The sequence below is a fragment of the Symplocastrum torsivum genome (assembly GCF_059505465.1).
Genome location: NZ_JCACKQ010000115.1, coordinates 104451 through 130493 on the forward strand (window position 1 = coordinate 104451; position 26043 = coordinate 130493).

A 26043-nucleotide genomic window follows, 5' to 3' on the forward strand; every position below is an offset into this window, starting at 1 on the left:
TTCATCCCCCGATTGGTCAGACCGACTGTCAAAGCAGTAATCTTGCCAACATTATTGTTCCCAGTTTTATCCCCCTTTTACCAAAACACTAAACTTTTTTCTGTAGCAACGGACAACTCACTACTGTTTGTATAGCCTGTTCTCGTCTGCGTTCTGGATAGTGCTTTCGTTGACAGCTATTACTTAGCTAAGAACGCCTCTGTATGGCTTGTTTTTGTGCCGCCTCACTATTCTTGCGGTAGAGTTTCATCCGATCTTGAGCCGTCTTGTAGCGCTGGTCATTCGGTTTCACTGCTCCCATTAAATCTGAAGCTCGCTCCCACTTTGCTGCCAAATCTAACCACTGAGCAGAAGTCTTGACCGTTTGACCCGCAACAGATGCCTGCTCTGCCAGTCGTACCGCCTCAACAAATGGATCGGTTATGGAGGAGGCTGGTGTCAGTGAGGACTCGCCTGTTGAATTTTGTGATTGGGTTGTTATCTTGACAGCCACTTTTGAGCCTAGCCAATCATAGAGGAACCAACCCCCTACGATCAAAAGCAAAGTCAAGCCAACACCGTTCAGAATGCCACGTTGGTATCGCCTGTTGTGTCTATGGTTATGGGAAGAGGCATTCGTGAAACTCGGCGTTTTCCTCGGTACTGTTTGTTGATCTTTAATGCCTTGGGCGATTCGCTTGAAGAGGTTCGGCTTGGCAAGAATTATTTCTTCAGACCAAAGTAACTGATCTTCTGGGTCGCGCATTATTTCTTCTAGCCAAAGCAACTGTTGTTCTCGCACAATTCGGCTGTTGATTCTGACACGGCGAATATTACGCGGTGCAATGCCTTCAAGAATCTGCCGGATTTGCGCGATTAGTGCAGACGGCTCTAACTGCTCTTTACTGGCTGCTTCACATAACAGTTGTAAGACACCATCAGCAAAAACAGCTCTAGTTCTGACACCAACGTCCGCTAGCTGTTCATTCAGCGTTTGAATAATTGCCGCCACACTACCCTGGCGAGCTTGTCTAGCGATGTCATCCATCGGATGATGTATTTTTCTTTGAGCCATGGATTTGTAGTTATGGCTGACTTTCCTAACTTAGAGTATCAGCGTTTTGTACAATCTCCTCCTGAGTGACGTTTTTTAATCTTCTAGTGTAGAGCCTTATAGAAGTTTACAATTAGCTTAGATATCTTAGAAGAGAGTAAATAAGAGGGTTTTCATGCTGCTCAAGTCCACTACCCGACACATTCGCATCTATACAGCTACCGTTGAAAACAACGAGATGGTTGAAAGCGACAAGGTTCTCACGTTAGATATTGACCCAGACAACGAATTCAACTGGAACGAAGACGCTCTGCAAAAGATGTATCGCAAGTTCGATGAACTCGTTGAGTCCTATAGTGGGTCAGATCTGACAGAGTATAATCTTCGGCGTATCGGTTCTGACCTCGAACACTTTTTGCGATCGCTTTTGCAGAGCGGTCAAATTAGCTATAACCTTGAGAGTCGGGTTCTCAACTACAGCATGGGACTACCACAAGTAGCTCCTCAAGAGCAGTGATTAAATCCCCTAGCGCCAAGTACGATTTCCTTCTTCATCCGTGCGGGCTTGGCGAATCACATCAGAAATTTCTTCAGCATCCTTAACGTGGTGTAGAGCCTCCTCATGCCCATCTGGGGGTTCTTGAACCACAAAATAGGTGGGAACTTTAACGTGGTCACCTGTAATGTCAGGGGCATCAACAGCAATCTGCTTTGCTTTTTCTTCAACAGTTTGAGCCTCTGGGTCGATTTTATCGCCGGGATTAACAACATCAAGCTGATCAGGCTTGTCAGGCTTTTCTTGAGAAGCGCCTGCGTTATGACCTTCTTGATCGACCTTATTGTCAGGATTAGTAATATTAGTTTCTTTGATTGCTTCTGGCTGACTCATAAAAACTCCTAGCGTTTTTAACACTTGCTATTCTTAGCCTGATAGTAGAAAAAAAAGCTAATCCGTACATCTTTCTGTGGTGGTAAGTGGTGTTTATCCAAAAAGGTCAAGCCCTCTTGCCTATGCAGCGATTACTGACTGCGGGATTCAGAAATAGAAAGGGTGGCTGTTTTATACATTTACTCGGATTACGGCTTAAAGCTTTTAGGGTATAATAATCGCGTTCTATAGTTGTTAGTTCTAGCTCGGCATCGGAGGACGATTTATTAACGGGTGACTCGATATTTATCAGCCCGCTTTTGATTCAAAAATTGCTTCAGTGCTGTGCGACGATTCTCTAAAAAACGACTCCAAAAACCTGGGAGAAAATCATCCATTGTTTGCGCGAGTGCCCACGCCTCTAAATTGATTAGTTTATAACGCTGGTCTTGGGAGTGCTTTATCTCAGCAAGCAGCTTCCTAATCTCTAGGCTGGCAGGTGAATTGAGGTCTTGGAAGGTTTGACCCGTTGAAGCGTCAAGCTCAAGCTTAGACATGATGATTTTGCTATAAGGGCAACTTATCGACAAATTCAATTTTGTCCGAGTCTACCTAATCTAGATTTTCCGTAATGTAAATTATTGATAAGTTGATTGTGGAGAGGTGAGTTGTTTTTAATCTAAAACCTCAACACTACTTTCTAAAAAATTAGGTAATTCCTTCCCTAGTACACTAAACAACAACGAGTTGCTTTTATCTTGTCTACACAAAAACCTTTAAGTCCGTGGAACTACAAGCCTTGGTGGTGTCAGCCTTGGTCAATCTTGCTGACTGGCGCACTAATCATTATCAGCAGTTGGCTAGTGCTAACAAGTGTTTGGGTAACAATTCTCATTTCTACTCCGATTCTGGTTTGGTGGACTTACTTTTTGTTCCTTTGGCCTAAGCTAATGAAGGACAGTGGCTTATTAGAGAATTATCAACAATCCAGCCAAGACTCTCTACCTTAAGTAGGAGATTCTTGAACAGTGTCTCAACTTGTCCTTAAGTCAGGCGCTAAAATCTGTAATCAATACGCTTGCACAAGATACTTGAGGAAGGGGAGCAATTCCCTAATCAAAGGCAAGTGCGATTAGTAGCCAAATTGTCATCGGCTGAATGTAGCGAAAAATTTTCATGGAAAATCCTGCGGCAACGCTCCACTGCTCTAACACCCGCTGTCAGGCTTCTAACCCTCAGAGCAACAAGTTCTGCCAAAATTGTCGCACGCCACTGCTCAGACGTTACTTGTGGGCAATTGGTCAGGCAATAGACTCCTATAAACCTGGAGAGGTGATTGCAGAGCGCTATCTACTGGTAGCTCAACGGATTCTTTTGGATACTAAGCCTGGAATGCCTCCGGAGACACCACAGGATTTTCCTCAAGGGATTATGTCCTATCTCAGGCTTTCTCCATATGGGCTACACGTTCCTAAAGTTTATGGGTGCGTCACGTCGATGCAGCAAGGTCGTACTCCTGTAATCTGGTTACTAGAAGACGGGCCGATTTATGAGAGTGGCATCTTTCGAGGTACGCAAACGTCTGACACTGAAGGACAGTTGTTACCAGAACTGGGAAGCGTCTGGAAAGGTACGCCAGCGATACGCCAACTCAACTGGCTATGGCAGTTAGCCACGTTGTGGCAACCCTTGAGTAGTGAGGGCGTTGCTTCTAGCTTGTTGAAACCCTCACTTCTACGGGTCGAAGGCTCAATTATCCGCTTTTTAGAGTTGTACCCTGACACGAAGCAAGCACCAACACTCCAGCAACTCGGTCAACTGTGGCTACAACTCCTGCCTGGAGCAGATCCACTCATTAGTCGTTTCTTTCAAACACTCTGTAACCAGTTGCAAGATAAGCAAATTCGTGACTCAGAGGAGTTAGTAAGACTATTGGATCAGGCACTCCAAGACTGTGGGCGATCGCAATCACGCACGTATCAGATTTTCACACGTACCGATACTGGCCCTAGCCGTTCCCAAAATGAAGATGCTTGTTACCCACCTGCTGCCCAGTTAATCAGCGCCTCCAATAACTCAAGTGCTTTAGCGATTGTCTGTGATGGCATTGGCGGACATGAAGGCGGTGAAGTAGCCTCTCATTTAGCAATTGATACACTTCGCCAGCAGATAGAAAAACTAACGTTAAACCCAAACAACTGGAACCCAACAACGTTGACGTTGGAGTTAGAACGGGCTGCCTGCGCCGCCAATGACGCAATCAGCTCAAAAAACGACAGCGAACACCGCTCTGACCGTCAACGGATGGGTACAACGCTGGTCATGTCTCAAAGCTATGCCCATGAAATCTACATTACTCATGTTGGAGATAGCCGAGTCTATTGGGTGACTCGCTATAACTGTCACCAAGTTACTGTCGATGACGATTTAGCCTCTCGCGAGGTGCGACTAGGCTACAACGTTTACCGAGGAGCTGTACAACAGCCATCCTCCGGTTCTCTGGTACAAGCATTGGGTATGGCACCCTCCACAACACTTCATCCAACTGTACAGCGTTTTGTTGTGGATGAAGACTGTGTGTTTCTGCTGTGTTCCGATGGACTGAGTGATAATGACCGGGTTGAGCAATATTGGCATACAGAAATCTTGCCGATTCTTTCCGGTCACGTCGATTTGCCAACAGCAGGAGCGCGACTCATTGAAATTGCTAATACTCAAAATGGGCATGACAATGCCACGATCGCGTTAGTTCACTGCAAAGTATCACCTTTGGGGGGAAGCAGCCAAACCGCCGTCTCATTGCCACAACTAGAAGCACCAACATCTTCAGCAAGAGTGCCAACCACCGTAGCTAGTGCAACTCCTTCCCAAATGAAAACGCAACAGTTGCCGTCAAAAGCTAGAACACGGCATCCTTGGGGGTTATTACTTGGAATCATTGTCTTACTCGGACTAGGCGGTGCGTTAGCTTATGTATTAATCCCACACGGCTGGGTGGCTTCGTTACTTGGTGAAGGCTCCCAACCCAGTACCACACCCCCGTCAGCTAGTCCCTCCCCAACAGTAAGCCCAACACCAAGCGCTTCAGCGGTTTCTACCTTGGAGCCTTCAGCCGTAATTCAAGTCACCAGTTCAACGATCAAAAGGGCTGAGGGTGGGAATACTCCGCTTTTACTACGACAGGGACTGCCACCTCAAGACCAATTGATCGTTGGTGTCGTCCCTGCTGGTAGCGTTTTGCAGGTTGTCACCCCATCGCTAGATCAACAGCAACGTTGGCTACAGTTGAAGGTTTGCTCTCCTGGTAGCCGTTCTAGCGCTCAACAACCTACTCCAACCAAAACCCCTCCTACAAGTCCTCAAACTTTAGTCAGACAATCCCCAACTGCCTCTAACCCTAAGCCAACTTCCGTGGTTTATCGTCCAGTAGAACGAGGAGATGGCGGCTGGATTCGAGAGTCAGATATTTTACAGAATATCAATCAAAGTTTCACACCAACCTCTGCTCAAACTAGTACCTGTGTTGATCCAAGTCCTTCTGTCTCCCCTCCCTCTACACCAGTACCGACTCAAGCGCCCTAATTGTTACTGGGGTTGAGTACTAGCTCAAGAAGCCTAGATCCAGGAACGGAACCACATTCGGAATTGATAATCTTGAACAGATAAAGGAAGACCTAAGTAGATAGGTAACCAAAACATAAACGCTAGCAAGACTAAAAAAATTACAGTAGCACCAGCACTTTTATAATCAGTCTTGTCACTGTGTAACCAAAGATCTACTAGCCAAGCCAGCGCTAACCCCGAAAATACTGATGCTCCCATGTAGTGGTAAAGAAATGTACAGCGAGTTACCCTCACCCAAGGGAGCAAGTTTGCCAACCAGGTAAGCACTAGATAGAGCGCCATCCAAGTATAAGGAGTTGGCGAAGATTTCCAGCCAACTCCTTCTAGAAAGCGCAAGGCTAACATCAACAGCAGCAAGAAAATTGCCGCCGTCGATAGCCACCACAGGAAAGGATTACCCATTGCATGGACATCATAGATTACTTGACCTGCACCTTTTGGTAAGGGTGGGTAAGCTGGCACTTGCTCAGCCGTGCTACGAGCCGTTTGATAGAAATATGCCACTGGGCGCCACATCAAGAGCCAGCTATACCATTTAGAACAATAAGGATGTACCTCAGGTCCACTGCCAATTTTTTCGTGGAATGTAAGGATGTCATACTGTGCTTGCCAGAAGCCCGGTGTTGGATTCATCTGCAAGTGAGGAATCCAGAGGAAACTGTAGGTTAGAACTGGGATGATTGCGAAATTCCAAGCAATATGAAAAACGTTCAACTGAGTCAGATTTTGTAGCGGCGTTTGGGATTTTGTTGTTCTCACCTCTGAATCTTTAGTGCCGAAGATCGAGCAAACCCGCCTCATTAGCCACGCTGCTATCCAAACGAGATAAACCCCCAGCAGGAACCACAAACCGTTCCATTTGATACAAGCAGATGCCCCAAAAAATATACCTGATAAGGCAAGTGTTCTCCAACGTTTCTGCTTTGGCTGGTTCAGTGCGATGAGAAAATACAACTGACCGAGTAACCCCAGGATGACTAGATAGACATTATTTAGGGCATAGCGGGACTCGACTAAGAATAAACCATCAGCGGCAGCAAAGAGAGCAGCTATAAAGGCATAACTACGACGGTGATTAAGCTGATAGGCAATAGCAGCAACAACTAGGGGAATAGAGGAGCCAGTTAGGGCATTGAACCAACGGTAACTCCAGGTGGAACGAATTGAACCTGTCAAGCCGTTAACTGTATCCTGTCCAATAGGAAGGTGAGAGCCAATCCAAATCCCGATCGCAATGAAGTATTGGCTCAAGGGGGGATGAGCGTTGAAAAACTTTGTCCCGGTTAGATAGTTGTTAGAAAACTTCGCGTAATAAACTTCGTCAAATACCAGGGCATTAAATCTACCCAGTCCCCAAAAGCGTAGGGCAACCGAAGTAATAAAGATTCCTGTCATGCCGATGCTAAACCAGGGGACAGACAAGTTAGATAGCTTTTTAGACAAAGTCATAAAACCACGCTCCATAGCTCAAAAGCTTTTTGGGAACTGTGTCGCATCATTCCAAAACGTTACCTACTTAGACTTTAGTCTAGGGGCAGTATATGTAGGACTAGAGGCATGAGTAATAGTGAAGCTAATGAATTGGGGCATCATGGCATAGAGTCAAGTCCTGAACCGTCGCCTCAACCGGAACCGACGGGGTGGCAGGGAGCGATCGCACGGTATTTTAAATTTCAGGAGTACCGGACGAATATCCGCACAGAGGTGCTGGCAGGTATTACCACCTTTATGACAATGGCATATATTTTGGTGGTCAATCCAGGGATTTTGTCCGATGCGATTTTTCTCCAACAGTCAGGCGATTTGTTCAATGAATTAGTTATTGCAACAGCGATCGCAAGTGCGATTGCTACTTTAACAATGGGCTTATTGGCAAATTACCCGTTTGCCCTAGCCCCTGGTTTGGGGTTGAATGCCTTTTTTACCTATTCAGTCGTTTTAGGACTGGGTATCGAGTGGCGTACTGCCCTCACGGCTATCTTACTTGAAGGGCTAATTTTTATTGCCCTTACCTTGTTTAACATTCGCAGCCTTCTTGTTACAGCCATTCCAGAGTGCCTCAAACAAGCGACAGCCGCAGGAATTGGCTTTTTCATTGCCTACATCGCCTTAGCTGGCGACCCAGCCACGGGTGGTGCTGGCATTATTGTCGCTGACGAGGCAACAAAGACAAGCTTGGGTGATTTAGGTCAGCCAACAACCTTAATGGCGATCGCAGGTATTTTGATTACATCAGCCTTTGTGGCGAGACGCATTAAAGGCGCATTGCTTTGGGGCATTCTCGCTACGGCATTACTGGGATGGATTCTTGGCATCGCTGACTGGCCCAAGGGCATTTTTGGCTTACCACAATGGCCAGGAGATTTGCTAGGTCAAGCCATTGTTGGGTTAGGACAACTGGGTCAGACCAACTTGTTAGATTTCATCGCCGTGATGTTCGTCTTTCTATTTGTTGATTTGTTTGACACGATTGGCACCCTGGCAGGTGTCGGTACCCAGGCGGGATATATCGATGAAAATGGCGAACTGCCTCGTGCGAGTCAAGCGTTGATGGCAGATGCTGTTGGGACGACGGCGGGAGCCGTTTTGGGGACTTCAACGGTTACAACGTTTATTGAGTCGGCTTCTGGTGTTTCTGAAGGAGGACGTACTGGCTTTACGGCAGTAGTTGTTGCTGGCTTATTTACCCTGTCGATATTTTTCATTCCCTTACTGTCCGCTATTCCCGCCTTCGCAACGGCACCGACATTGGTGATTGTTGGTGTATTAATGGCGGGTAATGTCAGAGGGATTCACTGGGATGACCCGGCGGAGTCGATTCCTTCATTTTTGACTATCCTGATGATGCCGTTGACCTTCTCGATTGCCGAGGGTTTAGCGGCTGGTTTCATTACCTACCCTCTAATCAAGACCTTTCAAGGCAAAGTGCATGAGACATCGCCAGCAGTGTGGATTATGGCTGGCATTTTTGTTCTACGCTTTGTGATGATGGCGCTAAAAATTGGCGGCTGATACTATTTGGGATGAGAACGAAGCTGTTGCCAAGGGTGAGGTCAGTTCAAGATACAACCATGTCCACAAATAGGGATAAGGAATACAAATGGACATCAAAGTCATGAGCTTTAATTTGCGCTATGACAAGCCTGACCCTGGTGACAACGCTTGGACAGTCCGGAAAAAGGCAGTGGCGAGGCTCATTACTCACCATGCACCGGATGTTGTTGGTACTCAGGAAGGTCAGGCGCATCAACTACTAGACTTGCATCGATTGCTACCGGATTACCAGAGTGTAGGAAGCGATCGCCTTGGCACAGGAGCAGGTGAGCATTGTGCTATCTTCTACAATACTCAGCGACTGCGGTGTCTTGCGAGTGGTGACTTTTTCTTAAGCGAAACTCCAGAAATCCCTGGTAGTATGAGTCTCCACTGGGGTAATTCTTTGCCGCGTATGGCGACTTGGGCTGTATTTGCCGTTGTGGATGAGCAGCAAACTATTACAGTTTTTAACACTCATCTCGACTATGAAAGCGCGAAAGCGCAAGAATTGAGTGCAAAGTTGATAAGCGATCGCGCTTGTTCCCTGCTGCAAGCCAATCGCTTAAGTCACCTCAATCTACCTGAGTCTTATCTATTCATCACGGGTGACTTTAACGCCGAGCCTGGAACAACAGCCCGAAAAGCACTAGAGCGTCCTTTGCTCAATCATATAACCCTCCACGATGCCTTTGCTGGTGTTGAATTAGAACATCAGCAGAGTTTCCACGACTTTACAGGAAAAGGCTTTGTTGCCCTTGATACGATTTACTATGACGGACGTATCAGGCTTCGGAACGTGGAGTTAGACACAGGGCAATGGGAAGGAGTTTTGCCTTCCGATCACTTTCCTGTAATCGCCGACTTTGTCTCTCCTGTTGAGTGAAAAAAGCACAGCACTTGCTTCTATCGGCAAAATCTGGTTTATTTTTTGTAACAGTTTATGCAGTAAGTCGCTTTTGTACGTTCCATAATCTCAAGAACTTTACACTCTGATCGTGCAACCTTTATGAAAAAATCTTTTGCTATCGCTGCCATCCTCTCCACAGCCTGCCTGTTTGCTTCAGTCAATCCGGCTAGCGCTGGCCCCTGCCTGTTTGGCAAAGATAAGGGTATAACTCCGAGGAATGAAGACTCTCTAACTTCCCCCGCTACACAGTTGGACACAAATCAAGTGAATGCCAGTGACAATAATCTGGGAATTCTCGGTATTGGCATGGCGGCAGTAGCGGGCTTATTTGGTGCTGGCATAGTTTACAAAGTACGCCGTGCTGGTCAAGAAGCGGATACGGCGCTTGCTGAAATTCCTCAAGAAGAATTCTTAAACGCGATCTCTTTCCCAATTTCAGTTCCGTCAGATGCACTTATTGCCTCCATTTCAGAGCAAGATACAGTTGACTCTACGGCTGAGAAAGATTTGACTTTAGTCGGTTAGTCACTCAACGCTTGCGAAAAGCTCTATAACAACTAAGAAATTCACTTAGTCTTGACGGCTGCCACAGCGAGTATTTTGTGAAGGGGTGGACGTAAGGGTACTGATAGAATCAAGACCTTACGTCCACCCTCCCACGGTTTCCTGATTACTTCAAAGCTTACTCACAAGCTGCATCAGCTTTTTTCAGTTCACTCTTCGATTCGTAGTAAACTACAGCGCCTTTGTCTCGGACAAAATGGCAACTGCGCCAAGAACGAAGGAAAGCCTTGAAGATAGAATCGTCAGACTTCCGGTAGTAGTCTCCCAAAATTGGTTTGATTGCCTCTGTCGCTGTTTTTAGATGGTAATGAGGCATATTGAGGAATATGTGGTGAGCGACATGAGTACCGATGTTATGGTGAATCTCATTGATGAAGCCATAGCTGCGGTCAACGGTAGATAGCGCTCCTTTGAGGAAGTACCAATCTTTGCCACGATACCAGGGGATGTCTGATTCTGTGTGGTGCAAAAAGGTTACCAAGTCAAGCCAGACCACAAAAACAACATAAGGACCGAGGTAGTACTTCAACAGAAATAGCCAGCCGTATTGATAAGTCAGCAAGCCCAAAAAGCCGATCATCAAAGACCATAGGATAGTGCTTGTTATTACATCCCACTTTTCAGAAGGGCGAAACAGCGGACTACTGGGGTTAAAGTGAGAGCCTGTTTCCCTTGCCGGAGAACGCTTAAACAGATACAAGGGATAGACGAATAGTAATACCTCGAAGCGTAAGAGCTTTTCCCACCAACGCATACTGCGATACTTGGTTTCGGTGACGGGGTACCAGCTTTCATCGGTGTCGATGTTCCCTGTGTTTTGATGATGGGTTCTGTGACTGATGCGCCAACCGTGGTAGGGAACAAGAATGGGTGTGTGAGCCAGATGCCCAATCAGATTATTTAGCCATTTCTTCTTGGAAAAAGAACCATGTCCGCAGTCGTGTCCAACGACAAATAGTGCCCAAAACATTGTTCCCTGCATTAGCCAGAACACAGGCAAGAACCACCAAGAATCAAAAAAAAAGGCTACCCCATAGAGGGAACCAATAATCGAGATATCGAGAAAAAAGTAAGACAGTGATTTCCAGGGTGATGGCTCGAAGCAATAAGCCGGAATAGCTGATTTTAGTTCTTGTAGGGTGAAGGGAAGCTCTGAGCGTCCATTATTCAATGATTCCTTTTCAGAAGGAATGTTTAACTCAATGAGATTTGATTGCACGCAGTTTTTCTTTCGACTTTAGTTGTAAGCACTGGGGATCATTCTATCCTCCAAAAGTAAATGTGCAATCAAAGCAGCTCTTAATTCATAAATAAAATTATTTATCTGTATTGTTAGATACTTTTTGTTGTAAATCCTCATAAGTACCGCAGCCATGCGAAAAATGCATTGCCTATTGCAATCTGAAAACTAATCTGAAGGTGAGCAAGAGCGATCGCACTCTCTGTGATGACATCCCCACCCAAAAGCAGAGGCTTGCTTGTGCGATCGCCTAACCCAAAACAATAGACTTGCTTTTGAACAGCAGAACTGAAGAGTGAAGGTTTTGCGATCGCTACTGCCTCTGTCCCCAATCAATTCTTTGTCGCAAGCTTCAATTAAATTTTTCCTTCCGCTTCTGCCCTCTCCAATCCCTCTCGAATTAACCTCTGGGCTGTTTTCCCCTCAGAGCGATCCTCTGCTTCGGCGAGCTTTTTCAACTTCTCACTCTCATCTTCTGCCAAAGGCACATTCAGCCGCCGGACAACTTCTTTGTTTTTACTTGACCCTTTTTGGCTCATTATGGTTGAATAATAATCAATATGGTTTTATTAAACCATATGTCAGAAGCCAGCGCCCATCCCAACCAAAAGATCTGCGCTGGCTCTGGCTCCAAACTCAATGGAGATACGTTAATTATGCCTTACAGAGATTGTTTGAATCGGTGGTTAGTCGTTCGTCTGCTTCCTAATATGCAGCGAAAAGTCGTTGCTCGTTGTCGTACATAATCTGATGCCGATGGTCATTTGCAGATTCTTCGTCGCTTAATCCCTAACGCGAAGTTTGCGATTATGTTTGACTCGGATTTGAAACCAGATTGTCAGCCCTAATTTGGTTGCAACAAAAAACGCCTCCCTAAGGAGGCGCTTCTTAATAAGCTAGATGCTAAGAATTAGCCATTGATAACTGGAGCTGTCAGAGCAACCGGAGTTGCTTCACCAGCCGCCAAGTCGAGAGGGAAGTTGTGAGCATTGCGCTCGTGCATCACTTCCATACCCAGGTTGGCGCGGTTCAACACATCAGCCCAGGTGCCAATCACACGACCCTGTGAGTCAATGACCGACTGGTTGAAGTTGAAACCGTTCAGGTTGAACGCCATCGTGCTGATACCCAACGCGGTGAACCAGATACCGATGACAGGCCAAGCCGCGAGGAAGAAGTGCAAGCTGCGGCTGTTGTTGAATGAAGCGTATTGGAAGATGAGACGACCGAAGTAGCCGTGAGCCGCAACGATGTTGTAGGTCTCTTCTTCTTGTCCAAACTTGTAACCGTAGTTCTGTGATTCGGTTTCGGTTGTTTCACGTACCAGTGAAGAAGTCACGAGTGAACCGTGCATTGCACTGAAGAGTGAACCACCGAACACACCAGCTACACCAAGTTGGTGGAAGGGGTGCATCAAGATGTTGTGCTCAGCCTGGAACACGAACATGAAGTTGAATGTTCCACTGATTCCCAAGGGCATTCCATCAGAGAAGGAACCTTGTCCGATTGGGTAGATGAGGAATACGGCGGTTGCTGCTGCTACAGGCGCACTGTAGGCTACGGCAATCCAAGGACGCATCCCTAAACGGTAGGAGAGTTCCCACTCACGTCCCATGTAGCAGAATACGCCGATGAGGAAGTGGAAGATTACGAGCTGGTATGGACCACCGTTGTAGAGCCACTCATCTAAGCTAGCGGCTTCCCAGATTGGGTAGAAGTGTAAGCCGATGGCGTTAGAAGAAGGAACTACTGCACCAGAGATGATGTTGTTTCCGTAGAGTAAGGAACCAGCAACAGGCTCGCGGATACCATCGATGTCTACTGGGGGAGCAGCGATGAAGGCGATGATGAAGCAGGTGGTGGCGGCTAAGAGGGTAGGAATCATCAACACGCCGAACCAGCCTACATAGAGGCGGTTGTCGGTGCTGGTTACCCAGTTGCAGAACCGTTCCCACACGGAGGCGCTTCTTTCGCGCTGTAATGTGGTTGTCATTTGGTTTATTATTGCTTGATTTGTTTTTTAGGTTAGGCAGACGTTTTTTGTCTGTCTGTAATTAGATTAAGCTTTTTATTAAATTTTGTAAATAGTTTGAGACAAATTTTTTAGATTGACCAGTAGTGATGACCCAACTTCAACCGATTATCCGCTTTTCAGGATTCGGTCAGCCTATCTGTACCTAGAGGTAGTAGCTTGTTGTCAGTTGCCGTGTAACCCTCGATTTGGGAAGGCGTAAAGCCAAAGTATTCAGTAGGAAATCGGGCAGCCAGATGCGGTAGCGTCCATAGCTCGACTTCTATAAACTTGTCGTTCAATCAGGGACTATGCCGCAATACTTCGGACAACTGCACACAACCAAACCGTCTTGGTCAACCATCGGAGCGATACAGGCAATACAACAAGATGATCGCCAGGTGCGCTTTCAGTGTGGTGAACCCAGCCTAACTATTAGTGTGCTTGCCCCGAACTTAGTTAGGGTACGAATGTCACCTAGTGGCACCTTTCTACCCCGTCGATCTTGGGCAGTAACACGGGCGGATGAACAATGGTCGCCTGTAACCTTTGAGGTACGAGAAACCGCAGAGGCTATAGAAATTGAAACGGAGCAACTACGGATTGTTGTCCAGCGTAACCCTTGCCGTATCCAGTGCTTTGACTCAGCCGGACAGCCCTTTGCCCAAGATGCTGACCCAGTAATGAGTTGGCGGGCTGGTGCAGTTGCGGCTTGGAAACGGATTGAAGCGGAGGAACACTTCTATGGCTTTGGGGAACGCACGGGGTTACTCGACAAGTTGTCTAAAGTTCAAACCAACTGGACGTTTGATGCACTCGATTACGACGTACTTACAGACAACATGTATCAAGCGATTCCCTTCTTCATGGCGTTGCGTCCGGGAGTTGGGTACGGGTTGTTCTTCAACACTACCTTTTGGAGTCAGTTTGATATTGGGGCCCAGCAGCCTGGTGTTTGGCGAATGGAAACACAGGGCAGTGAATTGGATTACTACATTATTTATGGTTCTGAACCTGCAAAGATTCTCAACACTTACACTCAACTCACAGGTCGAATGCCGTTGCCACCTCGGTGGGCACTAGGTTATCACCAATGTCGTTGGAGCTACGAGTCTCAGGATATCGTTCGCGAACTTGCCCGTGAATTTCGCGATCGCAGAATTCCCTGTGATGTCATCCATCTCGATATCGACTACATGGACGGGTATCGCGTCTTTACTTGGAGTTCTAAGCGTTTCGCTGATGCGCCGCAATTACTCCATGACCTGAGTCAGAAGGGTTTCAAGACAGTAACGATTATTGACCCAGGCGTTAAGTATGAGCCAGAAGCCGATTATCGAGTTTTTGATGAAGGGCTAGAAAAGGACTATTTTGTACGCAAAACAAATGGTCAGTTATTTCATGGCTATGTCTGGCCGGATAAAGCTGTCTTTCCCGATTTCTTGCGTCCTGAGGTACGGGATTGGTGGGGAAGTTTGCAAAAAAGCCTCACGAGTATCGGCGTAGCAGGAATTTGGAACGACATGAACGAGCCTGCACTTGATGATCGTCCCTTTGGTGACCCCGGTAATAAGATTTGGTTCCCTCCCGACTCTCCACAGGGACCTGCTGAAGAAGGTGCAACCCATGCTGAAACTCACAACTTGTATGGATTGACAATGGCACAAGCATCTTATCAAGGGCTTGAGCAGTTACGCCCTAAAGAACGTTCTTTTGTGCTGACGCGCTCCGGCTATGCGGGCATTCAACGTTGGTCAGCCGTATGGACTGGGGACAATCAAGCGCTCTGGGAACACCTGGAAATGTCGATACCGATGCTCTGTAACTTGGGTTTATCGGGTGTTGCCTTTGTTGGTGCTGATATCGGTGGATTTGCCGGGAATGCGACGGCTGAACTATTTGCCCGTTGGATGCAAGTGGGAATGCTTTACCCCTTAATGCGGGGACACTCGGCACTGAGTACCGCACAGCATGAACCTTGGGTATTTGGCGACAAGGCTGAGAAAATTTGCCGCGAGTACATCGAACTCCGTTATCGCTTGCTACCCTACCTCTACACTCTCTTCTGGGAATCCGCAACAACTGGGGCACCAGTTCTACGCCCTCTCCTCTATCACTTCCCCAATGACCCACAAACCTACACTCTCTCTGACCAGGTGATGCTAGGGGCTTCACTCATGGCAGCACCTATCTACCGTCCCGGCGTTGAACACCGTGCCGTGTACTTACCAGAAGGACGTTGGTACGACTGGTGGAGTCATGAAGCTTTTGAAGGTCCCACACAGATACTTGCCCACGCACCGCTTGAGCAGATGCCCTTGTATGTTCGGGCTGGCTCGATTATTCCGATGGCACCCGTGATGCAATATGTAGATGAGCGTCCCTTAGACCCATTAACAATTCGGGTGTGGAGAGGTACTGGCGAGTGGACGCTTTATGAAGATGACGGTCACACCTTTGAGTACAAAACAGGTGCTTGCTGCACAACAACCTACCGCATTCATTCAGAAGAGCAACAAACAATCGTCGAAATTGGAGCGCGAGAAGGTGAGTGGACACCGACTGCGCGTGAAACGGTTGTAGACCTCGTCGGTGTTGGTGAACAACGCTTCGTCGATGATGGCACAGCACGCCAGCTAACGTTCTCAACAAATTTAGACTGACGCAGTGATTGGAAAGGCAAGGAAGGGGAAGACTCAATGCTGTTCGGATAAAGCCGACCTAACCCCCCAACCCTCCTTCCCTGCTAGGGAAGGGGGGGAGTCCTGCTCTCCTCTCCTAAGAGAAGAGGGGTTGGGGGAGAGGTTAACCGAACAGTATTGGGGGAAGACTAGTCTGTCTTTGAGCTAGCGTATTTGTTACTCTTCCTCTCCACTCCACTCAATGCCTCATAACCTGGGACTGATGAACGTTTCTTCACAGGTTGCTAACTTAGGTTGGATACTCGCAGTACCAAAAGTTTTTGGCGTTGCATTCAAGATCAGCTAATCTAGCTGCATCGAACTAGAATTACGGCTTTGTCAAGCCACAGCAGGTGGGAGGTTGTTTGTGAGTCTAGGCAGATGGATTGGCTTACTTGCCTTTATCGTCTCCGTGTACATCTTGTGGGAAATTCGGCAGGTAGTGTTACTTATATTTGCCGCCGTCGTGCTTGCCAATGCCTTAAATATTTTGGTGAAACGATTCCATCAGTCGGGGATGAAGCGGGCTTTTGCTGTCCTGCTTGCGATTTTTCTCTTGATTGCAGTCTTTGTCGGCTTTTTCTTGGTAATTGTGCCGCCCTTTGCTTCTCAGTTTCAAGAGCTAAGTGAGTTAGTTCCCAAAGGGATACAACGATTCAGCAGTTGGTTTGAGATACTCCAAAGTCGGATTTCTCCTCAGTTGATGGAGTATATTCCGAATGTTGACCAACTGATTCAACAGTTACAGCCTTTAGCTAATCGATTGTTGGGTGGTGGCTTCACATTTTTCTCTAGTTCTTTGGGCTTCCTTGGTCAGTTTTTGCTGGTGCTAATTTTGACGTTGATGCTATTAGCTGACCCTACCCCTTATCGTAAAAGTTTTATACGACTTTTTCCCTCTTTTTATCGGCATAGAGTCGAAAATATATTAGATCAATGTGAGGTGGCTTTGCGGGGGTGGCTGATTGGTATTCTCTTCAATATGTTTGTCATTGCCTCGTTGAGTTTTGTTGGCTTGCTGATACTGAGAGTACCGTTAGCCTTAGCACAAGCCGCGTTAGCAGGTATTTTGACTTTTATTCCTAATATTGGACCGGCGTTAAGTGTTATACCGCCAATTGCGATCGCTTTACTTGAGACACCTTGGAAAGCGCTCGCGGTGTTGATTCTCTACGTGTTGATTCAACAAGTTGAGTCGAACTTGCTCACGCCTTATGTAATGGCACAACAGGTGTCACTATTACCTGCTGTAACGTTACTTGCTCAAGTATTTTTTGCGACTTTTTTCGGTTTCTTAGGCTTACTCCTAGCTCTGCCTTTAACTGTTGTTGCTCAGGTTTGGCTTAAGGAAGTAGTCATTAAAGATATTCTTGATCAATGGCAGGGTCACAAAAAAAAACAGACTGAATTAGTCATTGTTAATGATTCACCTGAGGCACATGAGTCTGATCAGGCAGCCCAAGAGAATATAGCCATTCACGATAAGCCAAGTGCTAATGATTTAGAGAGGAAATAGGGGATAAGTCAGCAAATCTACTGATAAGTAAGTTAGTGGAAATTAACAGTGTTGGTTGAGTGTGATTAAGGATTGGGGATTAAGGAACTTTACTTAGTCCTTGTCATCGTCCCTAGACAAATAACCTACCCCTAAAACTCTCCCCCTGCCTTTCCGGCTTCCCTGGCTTCCCCTGCCTTTTCTCTTCATCGCGATCGCTTTTCTTAAAAAAATAACTACGCACCAAGAAGCGCGGTAGCATAAATCCTGCTGCTTAAGCAGATTGCATCTACTAACAAGGAAAGTCTCATGAATTACAAAAATAAGCTGCTTCCATGGTGTATAATTCGCAACTTCCCTAATATGCACTCACAGCTCATCATTCGCTTTCGCCGCCGCAATGACGCTGAAGCCCATCTACAAATCCTCAGGGCGAACAATCCAAACGCTTCCTACGAAATCACGTTTGATGTGACACCAGAGCAATCGGACTGGACTATCCAGCAAGGACAACTTCAATTCCACCGGAATTTTGAGTTAAATAACCGATTTCATCAATCCACTCTTGTAAGGGCGCAGCATTTGGATAGCCAAACTTAGGATGTAGTCATAACTAGGCTGATGTGCATTCAAATTGCATTTTGCTCTTGACGGTTGGGTCAATCGGGGCTGGGGAGTGGCGATTAGGGATTAGGGATTGGGATGAATCAAAATGGGCTTGTGCCCGCTTGATTTGGAAAAATTCTTGACCTGCCGCCAGTCCCCAGAGACATGAAGGACGTTCCTCTCCACTTGATCTAAACTGACAAATTTGCCCTGTTACTTAAAGGCAACGAGAGCTTAGTTCCCGAATCCTGTGCCCCTGTTGCACATACGCCGATAACTCATATCATGCGAACCCTTGCTGAAATTAATGACAAAATTCGTCGCCAACGTGCTGTGGTTTGGACGGTAGAAGAACTGAAAGCACGGGTAGCAGAGGTTGGTGTTACTCAGGCGGCAAAAGAAGTGGATGTAATTACCACTGGCACATTTGAACCAATGGAGTCGTCGGGAGCGATTATCAACTTGGGTCATACAGACCCACCTATGAAGATTCGTAAGTGCTGGATAGATGGTGTCCCGGCTTATGCTGGCTTTGGGGCAGTGGATTTATATTTAGGGGCAACTCAAGTCGTAGACTATACAGGTACGAGCGAACTTCCAGACGTTGAAGAGTCGAGAGAACGCGGCGGCGGTCATGTCATTGAAGACCTGATTGCGGGTAAACCGATACAGTTACGAGCGATTGGGCAGGTCACAGACTGCTACCCTAGAGCATCTTTTGAGACAACCATTACACGCGAAACAATTAATCAGTTTTATTTATTTAATCCCCGGAATCTATACCAAAACTTTATTGTGGGTGTAAATGGAGGCGATCGCCCTTTATATACCTACCTTGGTCCCCTTCAACCCCGACTTTCAAATGCCGTCTATTCCAACCCTGGTGCCATTTCTCCCCTCCTGAATGACCCAGATCTAAAACTCATTGGGATTGGAACTCAGATTTTCCTGGGTGGTGGCATCGGCTACATTGCATGGGAAGGCACTCAGCATTTCCCTTTACAAAAACGTCTTCCGAATCGCACACCAATTGGGCCTGCTGCAACTCTCGCTTTGATTGGTGACGCTAAGCTGATGAACCCTAAGTGGGTACGGGGATGCTATTTCAAAAACTATGGTCCATCCCTAATGCTTGGCGTTGGCGTACCCCTGCCTGTTTTAACAGAAGAGGTTGTTAATGCTTGTGCTGTCCAAGATAAGGATATCGTTGCTCCCGTAGTGGACTTTTCCATTCCTCGTCGTGTCCGTCCTACCTTTGGGTTAGTAAGCTACGCCCAACTTAAAACAGGTCGCATCGTCATTGATGGCAAAGCAGTACGGGTTGCTCCCCTTGCCAGCATCTTCCTCTCGCGGCAAGTTGCTTTGGAATTGAAGCAATGGATTGAAAGCGGCGAGTTTACTCTTACTGAACCCGTTGCGGCAATTCCGATGGATCGCTCTTTCTTACCTCAAGATCGTTGGGGTTCTCAAATTGCTCTGGAGTAGAAGTGGTCAGCTATCAGCAGTTAGCTATCAGCTAGAAGCCAAGTCACCAAAAAGTGATTGGGTAGCCAACTAAACGCCGCCATCATTCTTCGCTCCTCCCACTGGCAGGAGCGTTACGGAATATTATTGGGCTTGTATTAGCCTCAGCCTCGCTGTTGAGGGCTGATAGCTGAAAGCTGATAGCTTAAATCAAGAAGGACTCCCGGAAGTGCCTCCGCCACCTCGCTGTTCGCTGCGCTTGATTGGTTTGGGAACCGATTCTCGACGCTTGGGTGGTGTTGTTGCTGCTGGACGCTCTCCTTTGCGAACAGGGCGTTGATTAGAGGTACTCTTTCTTCCTTCAGGTCGCCTTCCGTAAGGGGGTTTCCTTCCGGTTCGCTTCTTCACAGGCATTAAACCAATGTCGTTTGCCTCCTGAATCAGCAGAGTATTAGCCTGTAGCTGGATATGCAAATCCCAGAAGTGACCAACAGCCCGGTCTCCTAGAGAACCCTTAAGCTTCAATTTAAAAAACTTAATTTTCTCTGACTCTTTGCGAGGAGACTGCTTAATCTTGACGATTACTTGTTCTTGTTCCCGCGACTGGTAAATTACCTCACCGCGAATGGAAAAGTAGCCATCATTAAGAACCGATGAGGAGTCAGATTTTGGCTCGTCTGTAACCTTCTGTGTCTCAGAACTCTCCGACACTTCCTCAGTCGAGGAGGGTGCAGTTGATGCTGGCTGATTCAGTTTTTCGGGTTCCCAAACCCCAACAATTTGGACATGTAAGTTACCGTCTTCTTGCCTTGAACGGGGATAAACAACCCAAAGGTGGGGTTGATCTAAGCTCAAGTGATTCTTCACCAAGCTCATCACTCGACCTAGTAACACTGCATCAATCAATGTTCCATCCGCCGCCAAGAGCGTGCCCCGCGTTAATTGGTCTACCGAAGGCATATATTGCCCTCGTATTAGACCAATCGCTCGGTACTGCATCGCTTCACTCGGCGGAGGAATCGGTTGCTGTCGCTGAACGTCTGGTAACGTTGTCTCAGTTGAATCAGCCGTTTGGGCTGATTCAGTGGGCGTGTTTGGCGAATCGTCGGCTGGCGTTGATTGGTGCTGGTTTTGCACACTGTTCGTTTCTGGTGGATGATCACCAGACGACTTAGGTGAGTCGGAAGACCGATTCACGAGATGACTCATATAACCTCTAACCTCCTAGCGGCGGAGACACATTCCCTTGTGGGAGTTTCGCTGATATCATCAGCATGGTTTTGAAAACAATCCAGCTATTTGGGGCAACTCTAAGAAACAATGCTCTTAAAAAAAAGCTCACAAAAAGCCGGAAGGTGAGAGAGCTTGCTATCAGTCTGCTCATTGTACAGAATGCAGTGAGATGACTGGTATATCCGCAAAGTTTATGGAATCTTTAATCGGAGATGCCCGCACTCGATTATAGCTAGGCTCATTTCTGCCAATATTCTGGCACGCTTCCAGTTTAGACAACTGGAAAATCTCTCGTGTCAGTTAATAATGTCATATAGAGTTCAAAGAATTTTTGTGTCTCAAAAGCGCAATCCCTGGATCAATGTGGTGCTGGTGCTAGCTGTGCTGGCATTTGTCGGTTTTTCGATGGTTCCTTTACTGGGCAGTATCTTTGAGGGGAGTGAACCCTCAGCGAGAACTACACCAGCAGCTACACCAAGCATTTCAGCAGACAAGAAAGCAGAACTGGAAGCTCAAGCCAAAGGTTACGAACTGGTTGTACAACGAGAGCCACAAAATGTTACAGCATTAAAAGGGCTTTTGGAGGTGCGACTACAGCAAGGGGATGTCCAAGGCGCGATCGCTCCCTTGGAACAGCTAGCCAAGCTGAATCCTGACCAAACTGATTATGCCGTCTTGCTGGCTCAAGCCAAGCAGCAAACAGGCGATCGCGAAGGTGCAGCTCAAACCTACCGCACAATTCTTGCTTCAAAGCCTGGTAACTTGAACGCACTTCAAGGACTCGTAAGTCTGTTAATCCAGCAAGATCGTCCAGAAGCGGCAATCGGGCTATTGCAGGATACTCTCAAAACTGCAACACAAGTTAATGAGATTCAGCCAGGAAGTGTGGATGTTATCTCAGTACAGCTATTGTTAGGTCAAATCTATGCGGCTGAGCAGCGTTACACACAAGCGATCGCTGTCTATGATGAATCCATCAAAGCCAATCAACAAGATTTTCGCCCTGTCCTAGCTAAAGCATTAGTTCTGAAACAACAAGGGAAAATCGCAGAAGCAAAACCTCTATTCACAACCGCTGTTTCCCTAGCACCACCTCAGTACAAAGACCAAGTTAAGCAGCTATCAGGCGATACGCCAGCCCCCACTAGTTCACCGCCTACAGGGACAACACCAGCCCCTAACAGTTCTCCGCCTACAGGGACAACACCAGCCCCTACTAACTCACCAGCTAACGCTACACCAGATTTTCCAGAACCATTACCTAGTGCTAGTCCCTAATTAGGGAATGGGGAATGGGGAATGGGGAATGGGACTTTCATGTTCGTATTCGCGTTGGCAGGTAGGCGCGTAGCACTGCATAACACAGCAAATGTTCCGGCGTAAGCCCACTTCATAGAATCTCTTGAAGAGCGGAATGTGAGTTTTCCCCAATCCCCAATTCCCAATTAATACTTCCGCTCTTTTGGCTCAAACAAAGTGATACTCACAGGTTTATATTGCAGGTCAATGCCTGCTGGTGAGTAGTAAGCGAGAGTGTGCTTGAGGAAATTGGTATCGTCTCGCTCAGGATAGTCTTCGCGGCAATGCGCCCCACGGCTTTCCTGACGATTTAGGGCAGACGTGAGGATGATTTCTCCAACAAGCATTAAATTACGAAGTTCCAAAGCTTCAGTTATTTCTGTGTTCCAGCAGTTGCCCTTGTCGTCCAAGTAAATCTGCTGGTACTGCTGTTGCAACTGTTGCAGCTGGTTTAAGCCCTCGCGCATTAACTCATCACTGCGGAAGACACCACAGTAGTCAGTCATGCAGTCTTGGAAAGCTTGACGCAGTTGTCCTATTCGGATGGTTCCAGATTGATTAAACAGGGCAGTAATTTGTGAGTAAGCCGCATTAAGGTAGGATTGCTCATTAATATCTGGCAGTTTACGGTTTTGGATATATTGTGCGATCGCAGCACCTGTTCTTTTCCCATAAACAACACATTCCAACAGAGAATTACTCCCTAGACGGTTTGCGCCATGCACTGAGACACAAGAAGCTTCACCAGCCGCAAAGAAGCCTTCAACTAACCCATCAGCACCACTACGCACTCGTCCATCCGTGTTGACAGGGATTCCTCCCATCGAATAATGGATAGTTGGTCGGACTGGCATCGGCTGATGGACAGCATCAATACCGAGTAATCGATGCGCTTCCTCCCAGCAGAAGGGAACCCGACTCATAATCTTTTCTTGTCCCATGTGGCGCAAGTCGAGATAGACAAACGGACCACCAGCACTGCCATCCAGATGAATACCACGACCCGCACGGATTTCACGGGTAATCGCTCTTGAGGTGATATCACGAGGAGCAAGTTCCATCTTACTAGGCGCGTAAGTCGCCATAAAGCGATCGCCTTCTGAATTGATGAGATACGCCCCCTCACCTCGCACCGCTTCGGAAATCAATACACCCACTGGATACAAACCTGTTGGGTGAAACTGCACAAACTCCATATCCTCTAGTGGTACACCTGCAACGGCTGACATGGCTAAACCGTCACCCGTCGAGGCATAGTCATTCGAGGTTGTATTAAATGCTCGTCCATAGCCACCAGTGGCAAACATTACTGCCTTTGCCCGTAGCACTTCCAGATTGGTGTCTAGGATGTTGAACATCACAACACCTTTTGCCTGGGCATCTTCCAAAATCAGCTGCATCACGTACCACTCTTCGTAGATACGGACACCGTTACGCCGGAGGTTGTTCACTAATTCGTGTAAGATGGCGTGTCCGGTTTTATCTGCTGCGTAGCAGGTACGTCGATGAGAATGCCCTCCAAACGCCCGTTGAGCAATCCGACCATCAGGCAAACGGGAGAACAACACTCCCATGTGTTCTAGGTCAATAACAACATCTGGGGCTTCACGGGTGAGAATTTCAACAGCATCTTGGTCTGCCAGGTAATCAGAACCTTTAACCGTATCAAAAGCATGGGCTTCCCAAGTATCGTCAGCGTCCACATTTTTCAGCGTTGCCGCCATCCCGCCTTGGGCAGCGACAGAGTGGGAACGAATGGGGTGAGTTTTGGCAATGAGGGCTACATCCAGCGTCGGGTCAGTGCGTTTAATCTCTAAGGCAGCGCGACATCCGGCTAATCCGCCACCAACAATAACGACATCGTGTTCTCGCATTCTTTAGTTGGATCTCTAGAATTCTTTGCTGTATTTATCCTGGCACTAATAAAAATTCCCCGCCTTTAGGGGGGGGAACTTCTTAATTCTTTGTCGGAGTAGGGATAAGCACGGGACACCGGCCCTACTTAAAAATGACTCTTTAACTGGCTACTTGGGCTGGTTTCTGGACAGGCTGAATTCCTTGAGTTGTCTCACTCGTCTCGCCTTCTTGCATCGGAGAAAGCTCAATATGGTTTAGTAGTGTGGTTACGAAGGCAAAGACCAAAAAAGGCAGAGACAGCACCAAAATTAACCCAACAGTCGCTAAGGCATAGATTTGGCGATCAGCACTCCAAAGAGCTAGTGCAGAAGCGAGGCTGAAGAAAATGACGATTAACCAAACGATGATTTGTCCATATATGTCACCAAAGCTTAGGGTGCAGCTAAAGCGGTATCTGCTAAATTTATCCATGATTTCCCTCGACACATTTCTTTAAATTTTAAGGATAAGCGTCGTATTCAGATTTGGGTCATTTCTCAATATATTTTTAAGCGGCTTGAAACATAAGTTTACGAATTTCGCTTTATATGAGCAGGGAGTTTTTTTGGAGTGTAACTAATGACCGACTTTCTTATCCTGACCGTGGTGAACAAGTTAACAAGAGGGTGCATTAAGTAGAAGACTAATAGTGAACGTTGCCCCTTTGCCAGTGCTACTAGCGGTTATCTTTCCGCCATGTGCTTCTACAATGCGTCGGGCGATTGCAAGCCCTAAACCTGTTCCACTGCCTTGACGCGAACGGTCTCCTGTATAGAACTGTTCAAAAATATGAGGAAGATCGCGATCGCTGATTCCTAATCCTTGGTCTTGGATTTTCAAAGTAATTTGGTTCCCTTCTACCTGTCCTGAGATAAAGACTGTAGAATCTTGTACCGAGTGCTTGAGAGCATTGTCCAGGATATTTAGAAACGCTTGTAAGAGCCTTTCTGGATCACCCTCTATCTCAAGATCAGGAACGTCTGCGACGATTGTCATATTCTTGGAGTGCATCCGGGACTCGATCGCTCGTACAGCCCGATTCATTAGATCTCGCACTCGAATAGGCTGTTGTTCCAGTGTGGTGACACCCGCTTCTAATCGTCCTAAATCCAGTAAATCCTTAATCAGTCGGGAGAGACGCATTGTCTCATCTTGCGCTGTCTGGATAAAGCGACTGCGTAACTCTGGTTCCTCATCAGCACCACTAGCAAGTGCGTCCAAAGTAACATAGACGTTGCTGACTGGAGTGCGTAGCTCGTGAGATACATTAGCCAGAAAGGCACGTCGCTCTTGATCAAGAGAAGCTAACCGTTTACTCATTCGGTTCAACTCAGTCGCTAATTGACCAAGTTCATCCCTTCGATGGATGTTCAACTTGTCTCCTAAATGACCACCGCCCACGTCAATCGCAAAATTACGCATCGCCTTAATTGGATTTGCCATATTGCGGGCAAGACGTTCGCTAATGAAGGCACAGAGCACAACCGTCACCACGAGCGCTCCTAGAAGTGTGAAAATAACTATGCGAAACTGACGCTGGAACTGTTCTAGCGTTATCGACATTCGTAGGATACCCAGTCGGCGACCGTTACGGGATATAGGTCGTGCTGTGTATAATCGGTCATCGTTTGACAGGATACCTTTCGCTACCCCTTGCGCTGGCTTATTTTGAAGCGCCTCCTTCATTCCAGGAACAGTCTTCCAATCAGCTACCTGTCGATCTAGCTGGGGAGAAGACGTGACCAGTAGGCGACCCTCTGGCGTAAAGAGGCGCAGAGTAACGGATTGACGCGCCCCATAACGTTGCACTATCACTTCTACTCGCTTGAAATTATTTTCCTCCAACTCGTCAGCTATGCTCTCACTGAGGGCAGTAGACCAGGCATCTAAATCAGCCTGCCTCATACTCATGAAATAGCCGTAGAAAGACAGGATAATGTAGCCTGCCAGGATAGAGGTTCCTAAGACCGTGAGCGCCACATAAGTGACTAACAGTTTTTGGTAAATTGAATTCCAGCGAATACGAATTGGTAACCAATCCATTAGAAGTTAAAGGTTAAAGGTCAGAGGTTGGAAATTTTCAACC

25 protein-coding genes are annotated in these 26043 nt (G+C 47.0%); 12 read left to right on the top strand and 13 right to left on the bottom strand.

The annotated features are described in order from the left end of the window. Nucleotides 1–187: 187 nt before the first annotated feature. Entirely contained in the window at nucleotides 188–1054 is an 867-nt protein-coding gene (locus AC5JL3_RS28030; protein ID WP_496077581.1) for a hypothetical protein, read from the bottom strand. 154 nt (nucleotides 1055–1208) lie between these two features. Between AC5JL3_RS28030 and AC5JL3_RS28035 the strand changes: the two genes are divergently transcribed. Then, complete coding sequence (locus tag AC5JL3_RS28035) at nucleotides 1209–1550, top strand: NAD(P)H-quinone oxidoreductase subunit M (protein ID WP_496077582.1); 342 nt, start codon at nucleotides 1209–1211, stop codon at nucleotides 1548–1550. A 9-nt stretch (nucleotides 1551–1559) separates the two neighbouring features. Here the strand turns inward: AC5JL3_RS28035 and AC5JL3_RS28040 are convergent, their stop codons facing one another. Next, nucleotides 1560–1922: a hypothetical protein gene (locus tag AC5JL3_RS28040; protein ID WP_192221416.1), complete on the bottom strand. Its 363-nt coding sequence runs from the start codon at nucleotides 1920–1922 to the stop codon at nucleotides 1560–1562. A gap of 266 nt (nucleotides 1923–2188) precedes the next feature. After that, nucleotides 2189–2458: a hypothetical protein gene (locus tag AC5JL3_RS28045; protein WP_192221415.1), complete on the bottom strand. Its 270-nt coding sequence runs from the start codon at nucleotides 2456–2458 to the stop codon at nucleotides 2189–2191. 201 nt (nucleotides 2459–2659) lie between these two features. Here AC5JL3_RS28045 and AC5JL3_RS28050 point away from each other — a divergent pair, with 201 nt between their 5' ends. Beyond that, on the top strand, nucleotides 2660–2911 hold the full coding sequence (locus AC5JL3_RS28050; RefSeq protein ID WP_192221414.1) for a DUF6737 family protein: 252 nt from the start codon (nucleotides 2660–2662) through the stop codon (nucleotides 2909–2911). Nucleotides 2912–3077: 166 nt separating this feature from the next. Further along, the gene (locus AC5JL3_RS28055) at nucleotides 3078–5483 is read left to right on the top strand and encodes a protein phosphatase 2C domain-containing protein (RefSeq protein ID WP_496077583.1); all 2406 of its coding nucleotides are present in this window, start codon (nucleotides 3078–3080) and stop codon (nucleotides 5481–5483) included. A gap of 33 nt (nucleotides 5484–5516) precedes the next feature. Here AC5JL3_RS28055 and AC5JL3_RS28060 read toward each other — a convergent pair whose 3' ends face one another. After that, nucleotides 5517–6974, bottom strand: a complete 1458-nt coding sequence (locus AC5JL3_RS28060) for a dolichyl-phosphate-mannose--protein mannosyltransferase (protein WP_496077584.1) — start codon at nucleotides 6972–6974, stop codon at nucleotides 5517–5519. Nucleotides 6975–7082: 108 nt separating this feature from the next. On the opposite strand from AC5JL3_RS28060, the gene AC5JL3_RS28065 reads away from it, so the two are divergent. The 3 genes from AC5JL3_RS28065 (at nucleotide 7083) to AC5JL3_RS28075 (ending at nucleotide 9993) form a co-directional block, all read left to right on the top strand. After that, nucleotides 7083–8537 (top strand): NCS2 family permease, encoded by a 1455-nt coding sequence (locus tag AC5JL3_RS28065; protein WP_496077585.1) that lies wholly within the window; start codon nucleotides 7083–7085, stop codon nucleotides 8535–8537. A gap of 88 nt (nucleotides 8538–8625) precedes the next feature. Next, nucleotides 8626–9444: an endonuclease/exonuclease/phosphatase family protein gene (locus AC5JL3_RS28070; RefSeq protein ID WP_496077586.1), complete on the top strand. Its 819-nt coding sequence runs from the start codon at nucleotides 8626–8628 to the stop codon at nucleotides 9442–9444. 123 nt (nucleotides 9445–9567) lie between these two features. Beyond that, complete coding sequence (locus AC5JL3_RS28075; protein ID WP_496077587.1) at nucleotides 9568–9993, top strand: hypothetical protein; 426 nt, start codon at nucleotides 9568–9570, stop codon at nucleotides 9991–9993. A 157-nt stretch (nucleotides 9994–10150) separates the two neighbouring features. Here the strand turns inward: AC5JL3_RS28075 and AC5JL3_RS28080 are convergent, their stop codons facing one another. The 3 genes from AC5JL3_RS28080 to AC5JL3_RS28090 all read right to left on the bottom strand — a co-directional run bounded on the left by AC5JL3_RS28080 (nucleotide 10151) and on the right by AC5JL3_RS28090 (nucleotide 11811). Continuing rightward, nucleotides 10151–11251 (bottom strand): DUF3474 domain-containing protein, encoded by a 1101-nt coding sequence (locus AC5JL3_RS28080; protein ID WP_496077588.1) that lies wholly within the window; start codon nucleotides 11249–11251, stop codon nucleotides 10151–10153. Nucleotides 11252–11388: 137 nt separating this feature from the next. Then, complete coding sequence (locus AC5JL3_RS28085) at nucleotides 11389–11604, bottom strand: hypothetical protein (protein ID WP_496077589.1); 216 nt, start codon at nucleotides 11602–11604, stop codon at nucleotides 11389–11391. A 24-nt stretch (nucleotides 11605–11628) separates the two neighbouring features. Then, nucleotides 11629–11811 (bottom strand): hypothetical protein, encoded by a 183-nt coding sequence (locus AC5JL3_RS28090; RefSeq protein ID WP_496077590.1) that lies wholly within the window; start codon nucleotides 11809–11811, stop codon nucleotides 11629–11631. A gap of 21 nt (nucleotides 11812–11832) precedes the next feature. Here AC5JL3_RS28090 and AC5JL3_RS28095 point away from each other — a divergent pair, with 21 nt between their 5' ends. Next, entirely contained in the window at nucleotides 11833–12018 is a 186-nt protein-coding gene (locus AC5JL3_RS28095) for a hypothetical protein (RefSeq protein WP_496077591.1), read from the top strand. Nucleotides 12019–12182: 164 nt separating this feature from the next. On the opposite strand, the gene psbA is transcribed toward AC5JL3_RS28095, so the two are convergent. Continuing rightward, nucleotides 12183–13265, bottom strand: coding sequence for a photosystem II q(b) protein (gene psbA, locus AC5JL3_RS28100; RefSeq protein WP_192221405.1), 1083 nt, complete (start codon nucleotides 13263–13265; stop codon nucleotides 12183–12185). Nucleotides 13266–13423: 158 nt separating this feature from the next. Then, nucleotides 13424–13585 carry a hypothetical protein gene (locus AC5JL3_RS28105; RefSeq protein WP_496077592.1) on the bottom strand — a complete coding sequence of 54 codons (162 nt, stop codon included), beginning with the start codon at nucleotides 13583–13585 and terminating at the stop codon, nucleotides 13424–13426. Nucleotides 13586–13594: 9 nt separating this feature from the next. Here AC5JL3_RS28105 and AC5JL3_RS28110 point away from each other — a divergent pair, with 9 nt between their 5' ends. From AC5JL3_RS28110 to AC5JL3_RS28125, 4 genes are all read left to right on the top strand, one after another. After that, nucleotides 13595–15946 carry a glycoside hydrolase family 31 protein gene (locus AC5JL3_RS28110; protein ID WP_496077593.1) on the top strand — a complete coding sequence of 784 codons (2352 nt, stop codon included), beginning with the start codon at nucleotides 13595–13597 and terminating at the stop codon, nucleotides 15944–15946. Nucleotides 15947–16331: 385 nt separating this feature from the next. After that, nucleotides 16332–17480, top strand: a complete 1149-nt coding sequence (locus AC5JL3_RS28115) for an AI-2E family transporter (protein ID WP_496077594.1) — start codon at nucleotides 16332–16334, stop codon at nucleotides 17478–17480. 288 nt (nucleotides 17481–17768) lie between these two features. Then, a complete protein-coding gene (locus tag AC5JL3_RS28120; RefSeq protein WP_496077595.1) occupies nucleotides 17769–18059 on the top strand; it encodes a hypothetical protein in 291 nt (96 codons plus the stop codon). Between the two features lie 291 nt (nucleotides 18060–18350). Beyond that, complete coding sequence (locus AC5JL3_RS28125; protein ID WP_496077596.1) at nucleotides 18351–19550, top strand: homocysteine biosynthesis protein; 1200 nt, start codon at nucleotides 18351–18353, stop codon at nucleotides 19548–19550. Between the two features lie 189 nt (nucleotides 19551–19739). Here AC5JL3_RS28125 and patR read toward each other — a convergent pair whose 3' ends face one another. Beyond that, the gene (gene patR / locus AC5JL3_RS28130; RefSeq protein ID WP_496077597.1) at nucleotides 19740–20738 is read right to left on the bottom strand and encodes a heterocyst master regulator PatR; all 999 of its coding nucleotides are present in this window, start codon (nucleotides 20736–20738) and stop codon (nucleotides 19740–19742) included. Between the two features lie 357 nt (nucleotides 20739–21095). Here patR and AC5JL3_RS28135 point away from each other — a divergent pair, with 357 nt between their 5' ends. Further along, complete coding sequence (locus AC5JL3_RS28135; protein ID WP_496077598.1) at nucleotides 21096–22040, top strand: tetratricopeptide repeat protein; 945 nt, start codon at nucleotides 21096–21098, stop codon at nucleotides 22038–22040. Between the two features lie 167 nt (nucleotides 22041–22207). On the opposite strand, the gene AC5JL3_RS28140 is transcribed toward AC5JL3_RS28135, so the two are convergent. From AC5JL3_RS28140 to AC5JL3_RS28150, 3 genes are all read right to left on the bottom strand, one after another. Then, nucleotides 22208–23935: a succinate dehydrogenase/fumarate reductase flavoprotein subunit gene (locus tag AC5JL3_RS28140; protein WP_496077599.1), complete on the bottom strand. Its 1728-nt coding sequence runs from the start codon at nucleotides 23933–23935 to the stop codon at nucleotides 22208–22210. Between the two features lie 142 nt (nucleotides 23936–24077). Then, nucleotides 24078–24389 carry a hypothetical protein gene (locus AC5JL3_RS28145; protein ID WP_496077600.1) on the bottom strand — a complete coding sequence of 104 codons (312 nt, stop codon included), beginning with the start codon at nucleotides 24387–24389 and terminating at the stop codon, nucleotides 24078–24080. Between the two features lie 183 nt (nucleotides 24390–24572). Continuing rightward, complete coding sequence (locus AC5JL3_RS28150; protein ID WP_496077601.1) at nucleotides 24573–26000, bottom strand: sensor histidine kinase; 1428 nt, start codon at nucleotides 25998–26000, stop codon at nucleotides 24573–24575. Nucleotides 26001–26043 lie beyond the last annotated feature (43 nt).

Coding starts and splice junctions, on each gene's coding strand:
- AC5JL3_RS28040 (WP_192221416.1), bottom strand. CDS start 1,922: ATGAGTCAGCCAGAAGCAATCAAAGAAACTAATATTACTAATCCTGAC.
- AC5JL3_RS28060 (WP_496077584.1), bottom strand. CDS start 6,974: ATGACTTTGTCTAAAAAGCTATCTAACTTGTCTGTCCCCTGGTTTAGC.
- AC5JL3_RS28095 (WP_496077591.1), top strand. CDS start 11,833: ATGGTTTTATTAAACCATATGTCAGAAGCCAGCGCCCATCCCAACCAA.
- patR (WP_496077597.1), bottom strand. CDS start 20,738: ATGAGTCATCTCGTGAATCGGTCTTCCGACTCACCTAAGTCGTCTGGT.
- AC5JL3_RS28075 (WP_496077587.1), top strand. CDS start 9,568: ATGAAAAAATCTTTTGCTATCGCTGCCATCCTCTCCACAGCCTGCCTG.
- AC5JL3_RS28030 (WP_496077581.1), bottom strand. CDS start 1,054: ATGGCTCAAAGAAAAATACATCATCCGATGGATGACATCGCTAGACAA.
- AC5JL3_RS28090 (WP_496077590.1), bottom strand. CDS start 11,811: ATGAGCCAAAAAGGGTCAAGTAAAAACAAAGAAGTTGTCCGGCGGCTG.
- AC5JL3_RS28055 (WP_496077583.1), top strand. CDS start 3,078: ATGGAAAATCCTGCGGCAACGCTCCACTGCTCTAACACCCGCTGTCAG.
- AC5JL3_RS28120 (WP_496077595.1), top strand. CDS start 17,769: ATGAATTACAAAAATAAGCTGCTTCCATGGTGTATAATTCGCAACTTC.
- AC5JL3_RS28065 (WP_496077585.1), top strand. CDS start 7,083: ATGAGTAATAGTGAAGCTAATGAATTGGGGCATCATGGCATAGAGTCA.
- AC5JL3_RS28045 (WP_192221415.1), bottom strand. CDS start 2,458: ATGTCTAAGCTTGAGCTTGACGCTTCAACGGGTCAAACCTTCCAAGAC.
- AC5JL3_RS28150 (WP_496077601.1), bottom strand. CDS start 26,000: ATGGATTGGTTACCAATTCGTATTCGCTGGAATTCAATTTACCAAAAA.
- AC5JL3_RS28110 (WP_496077593.1), top strand. CDS start 13,595: ATGCCGCAATACTTCGGACAACTGCACACAACCAAACCGTCTTGGTCA.
- AC5JL3_RS28145 (WP_496077600.1), bottom strand. CDS start 24,389: ATGGATAAATTTAGCAGATACCGCTTTAGCTGCACCCTAAGCTTTGGT.
- psbA (WP_192221405.1), bottom strand. CDS start 13,265: ATGACAACCACATTACAGCGCGAAAGAAGCGCCTCCGTGTGGGAACGG.
- AC5JL3_RS28125 (WP_496077596.1), top strand. CDS start 18,351: ATGCGAACCCTTGCTGAAATTAATGACAAAATTCGTCGCCAACGTGCT.
- AC5JL3_RS28140 (WP_496077599.1), bottom strand. CDS start 23,935: ATGCGAGAACACGATGTCGTTATTGTTGGTGGCGGATTAGCCGGATGT.
- AC5JL3_RS28035 (WP_496077582.1), top strand. CDS start 1,209: ATGCTGCTCAAGTCCACTACCCGACACATTCGCATCTATACAGCTACC.
- AC5JL3_RS28070 (WP_496077586.1), top strand. CDS start 8,626: ATGGACATCAAAGTCATGAGCTTTAATTTGCGCTATGACAAGCCTGAC.